The organism is Streptomyces sp. NPDC048420 (assembly GCF_040651535.1).
In the GTDB taxonomy this organism is placed as follows: domain Bacteria; phylum Actinomycetota; class Actinomycetes; order Streptomycetales; family Streptomycetaceae; genus Streptomyces.
The window spans coordinates 253,599-267,363 of sequence record NZ_JBEZKG010000003.1; the positions used below are offsets into that span (position 1 = coordinate 253,599).

At 70.1% G+C, this 13,765-nt stretch carries 12 protein-coding genes; 5 read left to right on the forward strand and 7 right to left on the reverse strand.

The annotated features are described in order from the left end of the window. Positions 1-126: 126 nt before the first annotated feature. Entirely contained in the window at positions 127-1,092 is a 966-nt protein-coding gene (locus AB0D34_RS06200) for an ABC transporter substrate-binding protein (protein ID WP_362657213.1), read from the reverse strand. A gap of 369 nt (positions 1,093-1,461) precedes the next feature. On the opposite strand from AB0D34_RS06200, the gene AB0D34_RS06205 reads away from it, so the two are divergent. From AB0D34_RS06205 to AB0D34_RS06220, 4 genes are read left to right on the forward strand one after another with little or no spacing between them, the layout of a single operon-like run. Beyond that, positions 1,462-4,104 carry a sensor histidine kinase gene (locus AB0D34_RS06205; RefSeq protein ID WP_362657216.1) on the forward strand — a complete coding sequence of 881 codons (2,643 nt, stop codon included), beginning with the start codon at positions 1,462-1,464 and terminating at the stop codon, positions 4,102-4,104. Further along, positions 4,101-4,577 (forward strand): roadblock/LC7 domain-containing protein, encoded by a 477-nt coding sequence (locus AB0D34_RS06210; protein WP_362657219.1) that lies wholly within the window; start codon positions 4,101-4,103, stop codon positions 4,575-4,577. The genes AB0D34_RS06205 and AB0D34_RS06210 overlap by 4 nt, the downstream gene beginning before the upstream one ends. Before the next feature lie 19 nt (positions 4,578-4,596). Beyond that, positions 4,597-5,013, forward strand: a complete 417-nt coding sequence (locus AB0D34_RS06215; protein ID WP_362657222.1) for a DUF742 domain-containing protein — start codon at positions 4,597-4,599, stop codon at positions 5,011-5,013. Next, positions 5,000-5,602 (forward strand): ATP/GTP-binding protein, encoded by a 603-nt coding sequence (locus tag AB0D34_RS06220; protein WP_362657225.1) that lies wholly within the window; start codon positions 5,000-5,002, stop codon positions 5,600-5,602. Before AB0D34_RS06215 ends, AB0D34_RS06220 begins: the two co-directional genes overlap by 14 nt. Before the next feature lie 32 nt (positions 5,603-5,634). Here AB0D34_RS06220 and AB0D34_RS06225 read toward each other — a convergent pair whose 3' ends face one another. From AB0D34_RS06225 to AB0D34_RS06245, 5 genes are all read right to left on the reverse strand, one after another. Beyond that, positions 5,635-6,303 (reverse strand): ABC transporter permease, encoded by a 669-nt coding sequence (locus AB0D34_RS06225; RefSeq protein ID WP_362657227.1) that lies wholly within the window; start codon positions 6,301-6,303, stop codon positions 5,635-5,637. Then, the gene (locus AB0D34_RS06230; protein ID WP_362657230.1) at positions 6,300-6,989 is read right to left on the reverse strand and encodes an ABC transporter permease; all 690 of its coding nucleotides are present in this window, start codon (positions 6,987-6,989) and stop codon (positions 6,300-6,302) included. The genes AB0D34_RS06225 and AB0D34_RS06230 overlap by 4 nt, the downstream gene beginning before the upstream one ends. After that, positions 6,986-8,116: an ABC transporter ATP-binding protein gene (locus AB0D34_RS06235; protein WP_362657233.1), complete on the reverse strand. Its 1,131-nt coding sequence runs from the start codon at positions 8,114-8,116 to the stop codon at positions 6,986-6,988. The genes AB0D34_RS06230 and AB0D34_RS06235 overlap by 4 nt, the downstream gene beginning before the upstream one ends. Positions 8,117-8,188: 72 nt before the next feature. Continuing rightward, positions 8,189-9,352: an RES family NAD+ phosphorylase gene (locus AB0D34_RS06240; RefSeq protein ID WP_362657236.1), complete on the reverse strand. Its 1,164-nt coding sequence runs from the start codon at positions 9,350-9,352 to the stop codon at positions 8,189-8,191. A 47-nt stretch (positions 9,353-9,399) separates the two neighbouring features. Next, positions 9,400-10,863 (reverse strand): alpha/beta fold hydrolase, encoded by a 1,464-nt coding sequence (locus tag AB0D34_RS06245; protein WP_362657239.1) that lies wholly within the window; start codon positions 10,861-10,863, stop codon positions 9,400-9,402. Between the two features lie 227 nt (positions 10,864-11,090). Here AB0D34_RS06245 and AB0D34_RS06250 point away from each other — a divergent pair, with 227 nt between their 5' ends. Next, positions 11,091-13,004 (forward strand): glycosyltransferase family 39 protein, encoded by a 1,914-nt coding sequence (locus tag AB0D34_RS06250; RefSeq protein ID WP_362657242.1) that lies wholly within the window; start codon positions 11,091-11,093, stop codon positions 13,002-13,004. A gap of 23 nt (positions 13,005-13,027) precedes the next feature. On the opposite strand, the gene AB0D34_RS06255 is transcribed toward AB0D34_RS06250, so the two are convergent. Continuing rightward, the gene (locus AB0D34_RS06255) at positions 13,028-13,759 is read right to left on the reverse strand and encodes an FAD:protein FMN transferase (RefSeq protein ID WP_362657245.1); all 732 of its coding nucleotides are present in this window, start codon (positions 13,757-13,759) and stop codon (positions 13,028-13,030) included. Between the last annotated feature and the right edge of the window lie 6 nt (positions 13,760-13,765).

Consider the following 13,765-nt stretch of genomic DNA (forward strand, 5'->3'; position numbering starts at 1 on the left):
GCCCGGGCCCACGGCGGGGTGCCCGGGCGCCCGGGCCCACGGCGGGGCGAACTGCCGGTCCGGCCGGCGTGACCAGCGCGGGCCCTCCCCGTGGAGGCGGGCGCCCGCGCCGGTCGCCGACCGCGGTCAGCCCAGGCCGTTCGTCTTCAGCCAGGCCTTCGCCACGTCCAGCGGGTCCTTGTTCTCCAGCTGGACCTGGGAGTCCATGTCGAGGAGCGCCTTGGTGTCCAGCTTGGCCGAGACCGCGTTGAGCGCGGCGACGCCCTCCGAGGAGAGACCGGACTTGTAGACCAGCGGGGTCACGTTCGCGAAGCCGAAGAGGTTCTTCGGGTCCTGGAGGACGACGAACTTCTCCTTGGTGATGGTCGGGTCGGTCGTGAAGATGTCCGCGGCCTGCACGGTGTTCTTCTTCAGCGCCGCCTGGGTCAGCGGGCCGCCCGCGTCGAGCGCCTTGAAGGACTTGAACTTCAGGCCGTACTCGGACTCGAGGCCCAGCAGACCCTGCTGCCGGGTCTGGAACTCCGGGGAGCCGCCGATGACCAGGTCCGGGGCGATGTCCTTGAGGTCGGCGAGCGTGGACGCGGAGGTCAGGTTGTACTTCTTCGCGGTGTCCGCGTTGATGGTGACCGAGTCCTTGTCCTCCGCCGGCGCCGAGTCGAGCAGCGTCAGCTTGGAGTCGAGCTTGGCCTTGACCCCGGCGTTCACGGCCTCGGCCGACTCCTGCTTCGCGTCCTTGTCCAGGTAGGCGAGGAGCGAGCCGTTGTACTCGGGAAGGACGGTGATGGAGCCGTTCTTCAGCAGGCCGTAGGTGGTCTCGCGGCTGCCGATGTTGGGCTTGTAGGTGACCTTGACGCCCTTGGCCTTCAGGGCCTCGCCGTAGATGTCGGCGAGCAGGATGCTCTCGGCGAAGTTGTTGGAGCCGACGACGACGGTGTCGCCGCTGCCGGCGCCCGCGGTGTCCTCGGAGAGCGGGTCGGAGGTGTCGTCGGAGGACCCGCATCCCGCCAGCAGGACCGTGGCGGCGGCGAGCGCGACGGCGGCCACGCCGGGGTTCTTCCGTATGGACCTGCGGTGTGCGGCGGTGATAGTCACGATTCCCGTTCCGGAACTCAGGGGGCGCAAGGTGGTTCAGGGGCGTTCGCGTGGGGAAGCCCTTGCACTGATCCAATCCAGCCGGTTCTCGGTCAGTCAAGACCAGACCGGTCACAATTGACGCCAGTCCGCGGTCGGTTGTGAAGGAAGAGCGAAACCGGCACGCCGGATGGCCGACAGGTTGTAACGGATTCTTGACTCAGGGCGGCGGCAAGCGCTGTCCGAAGAGCCTGTAGTCTCGCCGAAGTTGGCGCCGGTCACACAGGCGTGCAGGAGCCACTCAGGTGTCCCTATGCACCGTCCCGTAGCGATCAGAATCGGTCATGCGCGTCCGCGCGCGCCGGCCGAGACACCCACGAAGGAGGGCTGGTGTCCACGAACGAGGTGGGCGCGTCCACCCGGTCGGCACCGTCGCCGGCCCGGGGCGGCACCCGTGGCAGCGGTATACGGGGCATACGGGACTTCGCCGAGCGCTGGCCCTTCCGACGCAAGCTGAACATCCTGGTGGGTGTGCCCCTCGCGGTGGTCACCGCGCTGCTGGCCTATCTCTTCGCCGACCAGGTCGGCCAGTCCGACGACGCGGCGGACGCGGCCCAGCTGGTTCGGGACAGCGCCCAGGTGGCCAAGCTGGTCGGGCAGTTGGAGGCCGAGCACCAGCAGGCCGTACTGCTCTCCGTGCGCCACCAGTCCAACCGGGCCGGCGACACCCCCTCGCAGACCGCCTACCGCGAGGCCCAGACCCGCGTGGACAACCAGGTCGAGGTGGTCCGCACGACCTTCGACGACCGGCTGCCGGAGGAGGAGGCCCAGGCGCTGCGCGAGGTCAACGGTCTGGAGGACCTGCGCAACACCATCGAGAAGGCCTATCTGCCGGCCGACAACATCGACCCGGCCTACAGCGACGCGGCCAAGGGCCTGATCGACGGCCTCGGACTCGACCGCAACCCCGCCCTCGCCGCCACCTTCACCGGCAACCTCCTCGACTCCCTGCTGCGCGCCGACGCCGCGCACGGCGCCTTCGAGACCGGTGTCTTCTCCGCTACGACCGGTGACTCCAACGCCCTCATCGAGCTGATCGGCGCGATCGGCTCCTACGACGAGTACACCCACCAGGTCGAGCGCTTCGGCCGGTTCGCGACCCCGGCGCAGTCCGAGGAGCTCGGCGACATCGAGCACAACACCGCCCAGGCGACGATCGCCCGGCAGTACGCCGAGCTCCAGATCGACCCCAGCTCGCTCCAGGCGGAGAGCCAGTCCGAGATCAAGGCCGCCTTCCAGACGGCGCTCGACTCCTACCCGGACTACCGCACCCAGGCGCGGACCCGGCTCAAGACCACCACCTCGCTGATCGACCAGATCGCCGACCGCGCCGACACCGCCTCCCGGGACGCGCGCTCGAACGCGATCTGGCTGCTCGGCTCCGCCCTCCTCGGCTTCGTGCTCTGGCTGGCCTTCTCGGTCGCCGTACGACGCTCGGTGGTGCGCCCGGTGCAGGCGCTGACCGGTGCCGCCAAGGAGGTCGCCCAGGTGGCGGGCCGTGAGCTCGCCCGCGTGGCCGACGACGACGCCGAGGACGACGGCCCGCCGCGGCTCCGGGAGATGCCGGTCACCGCGAAGGACGAGATCGGTGACCTCGCCGACGTGTTCAACCAGGTGCAGACCACGTCGCTCGCGCTCCTCGAACGCCAGGTGCTCAGCCGCCGCAACGTCGCCGAGATGTTCGGCAACGTGGGCCGCCGGGTCAGCAACCTCACCACCCGGCAGCTGGCCCTGATCGACGCGGTCGAGCGCGGCGAGACCGACCCGGCGCTCCTCGAACGCCTCTACTCCATCGACCACATCGCGGTCCGGCTGCGCCGCAACGCCGACAGCCTGATGCTGCTGGCCGGCATCCGGGAGACGGTCCTCGACTCCGGGCCGCTCGCCCTCACCAACGTCGTGCGGGCCGCGCTCGGCCAGATCGAGGGCTTCCAGCGGGTCTCGCTCCAGGCCGCGACAGAGGTCATGGTCGAGCCCGACATCATCGGCGACCTCACACTGATGGTGGCCGAACTCGTCGAGAACGCCGTGGCGTTCTCGCCCGCGGGCAGCCCCGTCGAGGTCATTGTCAAGGACAGCCACGAGGGCGCGCTGGTCGTGATCTCCGACCACGGTCTCGGCATGAGCGCCGAGCGCCTGGAGGAGGAGAACGCCCGCCTCATCCGCCGCGAACGCCTCGACCTGGTCCCGACGAAGGTCCTCGGCCTGTTCGTGGTCGGCACGCTCGCGCGCCGCTGGGAGGTGAGCGTGGCCCTCTCCCGCACCCCGGGAGGCGGCGTCACGGCCGAGGTGACCATCCCCTCCTCCCTCCTGCTGACGATGAGCCCGGTGACGGTCGCCGCCGGCGCCTCGACGGCGGCGGGGACGGACTCCGGCGCGGGGACACGCCCGGTACCGGCCTGGGCCTCGGACACCGGCCCGGACACGACACCGCCCCCGGATCCGGCCCGAACAACAGGTCCTACGGCCGTACGGCCCGACTCCGGCCAGGAGGCGCCCACCGGCCCGGTGGCCCGGGGTACCGAGGCCACCGAGCCCGGCGTCACAGGAGCGGCTTCCGGCGACGGCGATCACGCCCCGCTGCCTCGCCGGGTCCCCCACCGCGACAGCGAACCCTCCTCCCCCACAGCCCCGTTCGTCCCGAAGGCCCGCATCGGCGAGGAACCCGGGAACGGCGAGGGCGGCGAGGCTGCCCGCCCGCTGCGCCGCCGCGTCCGCGGTGCCACCCTGCGCACCACCGTCGGCGCCGAGGCCGCACAGAAGACGGCTCCGCTCCAGCCCGTCGACGCCGAGGCCGTACGCGACGCTCTCGACGAGTTCGAGGCGGCCGTGGAGCGCGCCCACCGGGACAGCGAGACCGGCAGCCACACCAGACCGGTGTTCGCGGACGACAGAGCCGACGTGGAAACCCACCAGACCGCATCCAACCCCCCGCACAACCAGAACCACTCCCCGGAAGGAGCGGAGCAGTGAGCACGTCCACAGGTGACACGCCTACGGAAGGCACCACGCCCGCCGACCTGCAGGCCGCCGCAGCCGACTTCACCTGGCTGCTGAACCGTTTCGCGACGGAGACCGCGGGCGTCGTCGACGCCATCGCCGTGTCCTCGGACGGGCTGCTCATCGCCGTGTCGGAGCTGCGCGAGCCCGCGGACTCCGAGCGCCTGGCCGCGATCGTCTCCGGCATCACGAGCCTGGCCGCCGGCGCCTCCGGCAACTACGGACTCGGCGGCCTCAACAAGGTCATCATCGACCTGGAGGGCGGCCATGTCCTGGTCTCCGCGATCGGCAGCGGCGCCGTGCTCGGCGTCGTCACCGACAAGGAGGCCAAGCTCGGCAACATCGCGTACGAGATGACGCTGTTCGCGAACCGTGCCGGCAGCGCGCTCAGCCCCCAGCTCGTGCTGGAACTGAAGAACAGCGTCGGCGCCACGTCGAAGCGCTGACCGAGGAGGAAGCGCAGTCATGGCGGACGGCAGCACGCCTCCGGACCCGGAGCCGGGCGGCCTTGTGCCCGCCGTACGGCCGTTCCTCGTCACCGCCGGCCGGGTGGCACCCGATCCGTCCGGCCGGACGATGCCCGTCGAGACCCAGGTGGTGGCCACCGCCGAGGGACTCGCCGTGCTCGACCGGCTCGCCTTCGAACAGCACGACATCGTCGCCGCGTGCCGGATCCCGCAGTCCATCGCGGAGATCGCGGCCCGGCTGCGGCTGCACCTGAACGTGGTCAGGATCCTCGCCGAGGACCTGCGTACGGCGGGACAGCTGACGGTGCACGTGCCCGACACCGGCGTCACCCACGACGCCTCCGTCCTGCGCAGGCTCATCGACGGCCTGCGTGCCATCCCCGACTCACGAGGGGTACTCCGTGACACCGACTGAACCGGTCACCCGGCCCTCGGCCGCGCCCTCCGCCGCCGTACGACCGCCGCTGCCGGTCAAGATGGTGATCGCGGGCGGCTTCGGGGTGGGCAAGACCACCGCGGTCGGCTCGATCTCCGAGATCGAGCCGCTGACCACCGAGGCCGCCATCACCGAGGTCGCCGCGGGTGTGGACGACCTCAGCCACACCCCGCGCAAGACCACGACCACGGTCGCGATGGACTTCGGCTGCATCACCGTCGACCCGACCCTGAAGCTGTACCTGTTCGGCACGCCGGGCCAGGAGCGCTTCGGGTTCATGTGGGACGACATCGTCGAGGGCGCGGTCGGCGGCCTGGTCATCGTCGACACCCGCCGCCTCGACGACTGCTATGCCGCGGTCGACTACTTCGAGCACAAGCAGATCCCGTTCGCGGTCGCCGTCAACGCCTTCGACGGCAGGGTCGAACACACCCTGGACGAGGTCCGCTGGGCCCTGGACGTCAACGACCGGGTCCCGGTGATCGTCTTCGACGCGAGGGAGCGGGGTTCGGTGCGGGACGCGTTGTTGGTGGTGCTGGAACAAGCGCTGGCCCGCACCGAGGCTTGAGGTGGGCCGGGGGCAACTCCCCGGCCCGTCGCTCAGTTGCTCCTGAGCACCCCGCGCGACACGGTGAGCCTGGTGATCCCCCAGAACAGCGCCAGTGTGGCCAGCGCCAGGGCGGCGACCAGTGTCGCGCCGCCGACGACCTTCTCGTAGTTGCGCTGGTAGAGGCCGTCCACGATGTACCGCCCGAGGCCGCCGAGAGAGACGTACGCGGCGATCGTGGCCGTCGACACGATCTGGATGGCGGCCGAGCGGATCCCTCCCAGGATCAGCGGAAGAGCCACGGGAAGCTCGACCCGGAAGAGGACCTCCACCCCGTGCATCCCCATGCCGCGCGCCGCGTCCACCGGCGCCGGGTCCACCGAGCGCATCGCCTCGTACGTGGTGACCAGGATCGGCGGCACGGCCAGCACGACCAGCGGAATCATCACGTTCACCAGACCGAACCCGAGCGACAGGGTCATCAGCACCAGCAGACCGAAGGTGGGCAGGGCCCGCCCCGCGACCGCGATGAGGGCCAGCGTGTTGCCGCCCCGCCCGAAGTGCCCGGTGACCAGACCGACCGGCAGCCCGATCGCCACGGCGATGGCGAGCGCCTCCAGGGTGTACTGGACGTGCTCCCCCATCCGGGTGGGTATGCCGTCGTAGCCCTGCCAGTGGGCGCTGTCGCTGAAGAAGGCGTTGATGAAGTTCAGGACGTTCACAGGGCCGCGCCCTCCGGTTCGGGCCGCACCGCGCGCCGCTTGCGGGTACCGCTCGGCATCCACGGGGTCAGCAGACGGCGTACGACCACCAGCAGTCCGTCGGCGAGGATCGCCAGGCCCGCCATGCTGACCACGGCGTTCACGGCGAGTTCGGGGCGGTTGTAGATGTTCGCGTCGTTGATGAGGTTGCCGAGCGCGCCCTGGTTGCCGATGAGGGCGCCGACGCTCACGAGGCTGATGCTGGACACGGTCGCCACCCTGAGTCCCGCGATGATGGCGGGCACGGCGATCGGCAACTGCACCTGGACGTAACGGCGTACGGGCCCGAAGCCCATGGCGGTGGCCGCGGCGAGCGTCTCCTGCGGCACCGAGCGGACCCCGTCGACGATCGCCGGCACGAGGACGACGAGGGTGTACACGGTGAGCGGGATCATCACCGTGAGCTCGGTCTGGCCGGTGTAGTCGATGAGGATGACGAAGAACGCCAGCGAGGGGATGGCGTAGAGCACGGTCGTCACCCACAGCACCGGCGGGTACAACCAGCGGAACCGCACGCACAGTTGGGCCAGCGGCAGCGCGATCACCAGTCCGGCGAGGACCGGCAGCAGGGCTTCCCTGAGGTGCAGCCCGACGAGCCCGAGCCAGCTGTGCTGGAGGTCGCTGGGTATGTCGAAGAAGCCGTTCACGGGCCAACCTTGGAGTCCGTACGGCCTTCGGCGTGCGCCCCGCGGATCGCCTCGCCGATGGCCTGCTGGGAGACCACCCCGGCCACCCGCCCGTCCGCGTCGACGCCGACGGCCCACCCTGTGGGCGAGAGCACCGCACAGTCCAGGGCGGCCCGCAGCGAGTCGGTACCGGGGACGAACGGCCGCCCGTACGGCAGGAGTTGCCCGACGTCGACGCTTCCTGCGGTCAGGTCGCCACGCTCGCTCCACCCCAGGGGCTTGCCGTCCACGTCCGTGACGAGGAGATAGGGGGCATCCGAGGTCTCCCGCCCGGCGATCTGCTCGGCGGTGGCGTCGACCGCGACGACCGGCCCGGTGAGCAGTCGGAGGCCCGCGGAGGTGAAGAAGGAGAGCCGCCGGATGCCCCGGTCGGCGCCGAGGAAGTCCTCGACGAAGGCGTCGGCGGGGTGGGAGAGCAGTTCGGCGGGCGGCGCGTACTGGGCGAGCTTGCCGCCGGTGCGCATCACGGCGACCATCGTGCCGAGCTTGACGGCCTCATCGATGTCATGGGTGACGAAGACGATGGTCTTGCCCAACTCGTCCTGGATGCGCAGGAGTTCGTCCTGGAGCCCCTTGCGTACGACGGGGTCGACGGCGGAGAACGGCTCGTCCATGAGCAGCACCGGCGGATCGGCGGCGAGCGCCCGGGCGACCCCGACGCGCTGCTGCTGTCCGCCGGAGAGCTGGTAGGGGTACCGCTTGGCGAGCGAGGCGTCGAGCCCGACCCGCTCCATCAGCTCCCGGGCCCGCGTCCGTGCTTTTTCCTTCCCCCAGCCCAGCATCCGGGGCACGGTGGCGATGTTGTCCACGATCGTGCGGTGCTGGAAGAGACCGGCGTTCTGGATGACGTAACCCATGGACCGGCGCAGCGTGTTGACCGGCTGCTGCCTGCTGTCCTTGCCGTCGATGAGGATGGTGCCCTCGCTGAGCTCGACCATCCGGTTGATCATGCGCAGGGTAGTCGTCTTGCCGCAGCCCGAGGGGCCGACGAGGACCGTGATCGAGCGGTCGGGTATCTCCAACGAGAGCCGGTCGACCGCCACCGTGCCGTCCGGGTACCGCTTGGTGACTGAATCTATCCGTATCAAAGCGCCGAATACCCTTCGGGTCTGGCAGAAGTTGTCCGCATTCGGCCGATCCTGCAGGCCGTCCGGCAGAGTCTAGACGGCTTGTGTTACGTCATCGCGGCCGAGGTCTTCGACCCGCTCGGAGCCCTTGATCAGGCGCAGGGTGCCCTGGCCGTCGGCCTCGGGCTCCAGACAGTGGGCGGCGTCGACGAAGAGGGCGTAGTTCACGCCGCCGTTGTGCGCGGAGCGGAAGCGGATGCCGTCGACGCCGAGTTCGGTGGACTGGCGGACGTAGTCGGTGAGGTACTGGGTGGGCCGGTAGTCACGGTGCTTACGGCCGTCGTAGAAGACCGGCCTGCTGAGGTCCCTGGCGAAGTCCTGGAGGAAGACGAGGGAGTCGCGGCGGGCGGCCTGCCTCCGGTCGAACAGGCTCGGCGGCTCGGGGATGTCGACGAGGTCGAGGAGCCGTAGCGGCCGGGTGGTCTCGAAGGCGGCGACGGCGGCGAAGGGGCGGTTGTCGCGGGCGGAGATCTCCACGACGGCCGTACCGACGGCGGAGGAGCCGTAGAACAACGGCACTCCGGCACGGCTCATACGGTTCTCCGCCGCGCGTTCGGGGGGTACCGAGCCGATGTCTACGGCGCGGTAGCCAGGGGGTGTCCGGTCCGAGCGCATCCGGCCGCGCCAGATCCTCACACCCGCGTCGAGGCGCTTGATCAGGTTCTCGTCGCGGACGATGCCGGCGATCCGGCCCATGAGGGATTCGAGGCGGACCCGGTCGGGTAAGCCGAGGTCGCGTTCGGCCACCGTCCGGCACAAACCCTCCCAGCTGTCCTGCACCGTGCGGGAGCGGGGCGCGAACGGGATGGGGGTACCGTCCCACCTGCGTTGGTCGATGTACTCCTGGACAGCGGTGAGCACGTCCGGGTCAAGCACCGGGTCACAGGCCTCCGCGACCGCCTGGGCCGGATCGGGCGGCACCTTGTGGGAGTCGGCGTCCGTCCACTCCACGGCGGTGTCGGCCGGGCAGCCGAAGCCGGACAGCGCGAGAAGGACCGTCTCGGCGAGCCGGGGTAGGAGGACGACCCGCACCGGCGGGCACCCGGCGTCGGGGCAGAAGGTGCATGCGCCCTCGAACGACGAGCCCTGGAGCTCTGCTTCCAGACACCTGTCGTCGATGTGGGCGAAGCACAGAGCACTGGCGACCGCGGCCGGTTTCCAGGACGCGGCCCCGTCGTCGCCGTCGGCGCTCTCCATGAGCCAACGGTACAGCCGGTGGATCGGCACAACAGCGCGACGCACGTCTACCCGGCCTCGTTCTCCGCCTTCTTGGCCAGCAGCAGCTTCTTGATCAGGTCGAAGCTGCTGCTTCTGCGGGCGGCGAAGTGGATGCTCCACGAGCCGTCGTCGGACAGCTCGTCCATCAGCGCGCCCCAGACGAGTTCGAAGCTCCGCGAGAGCGTGATGTCGCCGCGTCCGGACCCGAGCAGGGGCAGACAGATGGAACTGAGGGGCAGTTTCAGGTCGCGGCGCTCCTTGCGGGCCAGCTCGAAGATGTTGTGCGTGGCCCGTGTGATGGCGCGCGGGTTGACGGTGTAGTCCCCGGTGCCGTCCACGGGGGTGACGACGGCCGCGTGGTAGATGCGCTGGACGCGGCGTTCACGGAGCGCGCCCGAGGGAGTCGGCGCGACCGTGCCCTCCAGGACCGGAAGTCCGTAGCGGGCGTGGGCACGCAGCCACGCGATGAGGCTGTCCCCCGCCACGTCCTCCAGGATCTCGCCCCCGTCCCCTTTGACGGCGGCGGCCCGGCGCAGACTGCCCGAGGTCGAGGCTTTGAAGAACTGGGACATCTGCAGGTAGATGTTCTCCGACGACACGATGATGTCGATTCCGGAAAGCCGTTCCAGCGGGCCGCCGTGAATGAAGAACGGGGTGGTGGAATCGCCGGTCCGGACGACCACGGGTCCGAACATCTGGTGTTCTGCCAGGAACTCCTCGCCCCGCGCTCCCGATTGCGCATGGGTGGGAGCGCCGGAAACGGACTCCTCGGGAAAGGGCTCACCCAGGGCCTTGTCCAGATCGTTCCGCAGGGCGCGTACCAGCCGTCCGTCCAGGCCCGGCTTGATGATGGAGAAATGGTCTCCCGGCAGTACGGCGGCCTCGGGGAAGACGCTCACGGCCGAGGAGTGCGAGACCACGTTGTCGCTCTCCCCGGCGTAGGACATGAACGGAATGGGGCAGCGGTCGCTCGACACGTACTGGGCGTGGACGATGCCCGTCACGACCCTGCGCTGGGCTTCCTGCACCGAAGCCTGGAGCGGCCGCAGTTCGCGCTCCTGGATGTTGACGATGCCGCCCCTGAGACTGCGGCGCACCAACAGGAGGAGTTCCGAGCCGTTGTTGGGGCAGGCGAACATCACCACGCGCCGGATTCGGGCGAGTTCCCAGCCCCGCCCTTCCGCGAGCATCCTCGACAGATACCGCTGGACCACGAGTCCGCCCTGGCTGTGGGTGACGAAGACCAGGCGCTGATGGGAGATCGGCTGACTGTCGAGATAACTCCGCAGGCTCTCGGCGACGGTGTCGAGGGTCGGTATTTTGCGCAGCGGATTGAACGACGCGCGAGGGGTCGCGTAGTCGAAGAGAAGTAAATCGAAACCCCGTGCAATTTCGGGCATCCCCGATAACTGTGCGTTGAGGTCGCGCCAGGTTTCGGACGAGGAGAACAGCCCATGAACGAAAACGATCGCGGCCTTGTCGTCCTCCATGCTTCCCCCGTTGCTGCCTCCGCCCCCGGCGGCCCGTCTCAGTTCCCAGGAATATAACCGTCCCGGTACCGCGCCAACCGTCGTTTCCAGGTGCCGCATCCGGCTCCGCTATGAGCTTCCTGTGAGTCCCCTGATTCTCATCGTCCGTTCAGTGAAGCCACAGGGATCGCCCAGAACCGGGCCCGATGGTCATGGCAACCACCGCTCGGAGACCTGGAGTACGTGCCATGACGACCCTCGCCCCATCGCCCGCGCCGCCCGCCGCGCGCAGCCGGACCGGTGCCCCGAAGGACCCGCGCTGGGCCCGCCCCGCCCTCTGGGCGATCCTGGTGCTCGCCACGGCGCTGTACGCCTGGAACCTGTCGTCCGTCACCGGCAACACCTTCTACGACGCGGCCGTCTACTCCGGCACGAAGAGCTGGAAGGCGTTCTTCTTCGGCGCCCTCGACTCCGGCAGCTTCATCACCGTCGACAAACCGCCGTTCGCCCTGTGGGTGATGGGGCTCTCCGCCCGCGTCTTCGGGTACGGCACCTGGCAGTTGACGCTGCCGATGGTGGCGGTCGGCACCGGCTCGGTGGCGCTGCTGTACCGCATGGTCAAGCGCGACTTCGGCGCCGTCGCGGGCACGATCGCGGCACTCGCGCTCACCCTCACGCCGATCACCGTCGCCATCACCCGGGACACCAACCCCGACCCGGTCCTGGTCTTCCTGATGCTGCTCGGCGCAGCCGCGCTGATGAAGGCCGTGCGCACCGGCCGGCTGATGCCACTGGTGTGGTCCGGGGTCGCGATCGGCTTCGCGTTCAACACGAAGATGATGCAGGCGTACGTCGTCCTGCCGGCCTTCTTCCTCGTCCACCTGTGGGCCGCCAAGGGCTCGCTCGGCCGCCGGGTCCGCAACCTCGCCGTCGGCACCGTCGCCCTGGTCGTCTCCAGCGCCTGGTGGATGGTGGTCGTCGACATCGTCCCCGCCTCCTCCCGGCCCTACATCGGCGGCTCGACCGACAACACCGTGTGGGACCTGGTCATCGGCTACAACGGCTTCGGCCGGATCTTCGGGGCGAGTTCCTCGGTCGGCTCGCAGGGCAACGGCGCGAGCTTCGGCGGTGAGGCGGGCCTGTACCGGCTGTTCAACAGCATCATGGGCGGCCAGATCTCCTGGCTGATCCCCTTCGCGCTGATCGCCCTGGTCGGCGGTCTGGTGCTGCGCGGCCGGGCTCCCCGTACGGACGCCAGGCGGGCGGCGCTGATGCTGTGGGGCGGCTGGTTCGTCCTCCACTACCTGACCTTCGCCCTCGCCGAGGGCACCTTCCACCCGTACTACGTCACCGCCATGGCGCCCGGCATCGCCGCCCTGGCCGGTATCGGCGGCGTGACACTCCACCAGGCCTTCCAGGAAGGGTCGGCCGCGAAGTGGAGCTGGGTACTGCCTGCGGCGATCGCGGTCAGCACGGTGTGGGCGGTCGTCCTGCTCCAGCGGGTCTCCGGCTCCGGGACGCTGTACACGGTCGCGGAGGTCGTGGCCGGGGTCGCCGGTGCGGTCGCGGTGATCGGTCTGCTGCTCGGCCGGTTCACCACGAGGCAGCGCCTGACGGGCATCGCGGCCCTCGCCGCGGTCGTCGCCCTGCTCGCCGGTCCCGCCGCGTACTCGGCGTCGGCGGCCGGCTCCAGCACCAACGGCACCAATCCGACGGCCGGTCCGAGCACCGGTGGCGGTATGGGTGAGGGCATGGGCAGTGGCCGGCGCCCGAGCGGCTCCATGGGCCGGCCCCAGACCGGCCGAACCGGTGGCGGCATGGGCGGGACCGAGGTCTCCTCCGCGATGATCACCTACCTGAAGCAGAACCAGGACGGCGCCACCTGGCTGGTCGCGGTCGCCACCGACCAGACCGCTTCCTCGATCATCCTGGAGTCCGGCCGGCCGGTGATCTCCATGGGCGGCTGGTCCGGCTCCGACGACGCCATGACCCTCGCCAAGCTCAAGAGCCTGGTGAAGTCCGGGAAGTTGCACTACATCGTCGTCAGCGACTCCGGCCAGGGCTCCTCGAACTCCGAGATCTCCACCTGGGTCAAGAAGAACGGCACCGCGGTGAGCGCCTACAGCGGCCTGTACCGTCTGGACGCCTCCGACGTCGGCTGACACCCGCCTGCGTTGATGTCCGCTCAGGCGTCCGCGGGAACCGCGGGGAATCCAGGCGTACGCAGCACTCGTCGCCCGGCGTCCACCGCGAAGACCTCGCAGCCGTCCAGCGAGGCCGCCCAGTCGACGCCCTCGGGACCCATGGCGAAGGCTGCCGTGGCGACCGAGTCGGCGTCGGTCAGCGTCGCCGCCACGACCGTCAGGCTGAGCAGGCCCGTCGCCGGGCGGCCGGTGCGGCCGTCGAGGATGTGGTCGCCGCGTTCGTAGCGGGCGGACGTCGCGACCGCCCCGCCGGTGAGCGACAGCACCGTGCACAGCTTGTCGGCGTGCTCGGGGTGCCGTACGCCCACCCGCCAGGGGCCGCCGGCGGCGACCACGTCACCGCCGGCGTTCAGGACGAACCTCGTGGCGCCCGCCGCAGCCAGCAGCTCCGCCGCGCGCTGCACCGACCAGCCCTTGACCACCGCGCAGGGGTCGAGACGGCGACCGGGCAGCCGTACGTCGAAGGCGCCGCCGGTGGCCTGGCGGTAGTGCTCGCACAGGTCGAGGACCTCGCGCAGCTCCGTGCTCAAGTCGTCCCAGGACAGTTCGCCGCGGTCGTACCGCGACACCTCGCTGTCGTCCTTGAACGGGCTGAACCGGGCGTCCACCTCGCGCAGCCACGCGAAGACCTCGTCGGCCGCCGACTCGGGTACGCCCTCGTCGTCGACCCGCAGCGAGACGGGGAAGCCCATGACGTGTTCGACCCGGTGCATCGCGGT

Excerpts from the sequence above, each read along its gene's own strand:
- AB0D34_RS06255 (WP_362657245.1), bottom strand. The coding sequence starts at position 13,759 with ATGCACCGGGTCGAACACGTCATGGGCTTCCCCGTCTCGCTGCGGGTC.
- AB0D34_RS06250 (WP_362657242.1), top strand. The coding sequence starts at position 11,091 with ATGACGACCCTCGCCCCATCGCCCGCGCCGCCCGCCGCGCGCAGCCGG.
- AB0D34_RS06240 (WP_362657236.1), bottom strand. The coding sequence starts at position 9,352 with ATGGAGAGCGCCGACGGCGACGACGGGGCCGCGTCCTGGAAACCGGCC.
- AB0D34_RS06215 (WP_362657222.1), top strand. The coding sequence starts at position 4,597 with ATGGCGGACGGCAGCACGCCTCCGGACCCGGAGCCGGGCGGCCTTGTG.
- AB0D34_RS06245 (WP_362657239.1), bottom strand. The coding sequence starts at position 10,863 with ATGGAGGACGACAAGGCCGCGATCGTTTTCGTTCATGGGCTGTTCTCC.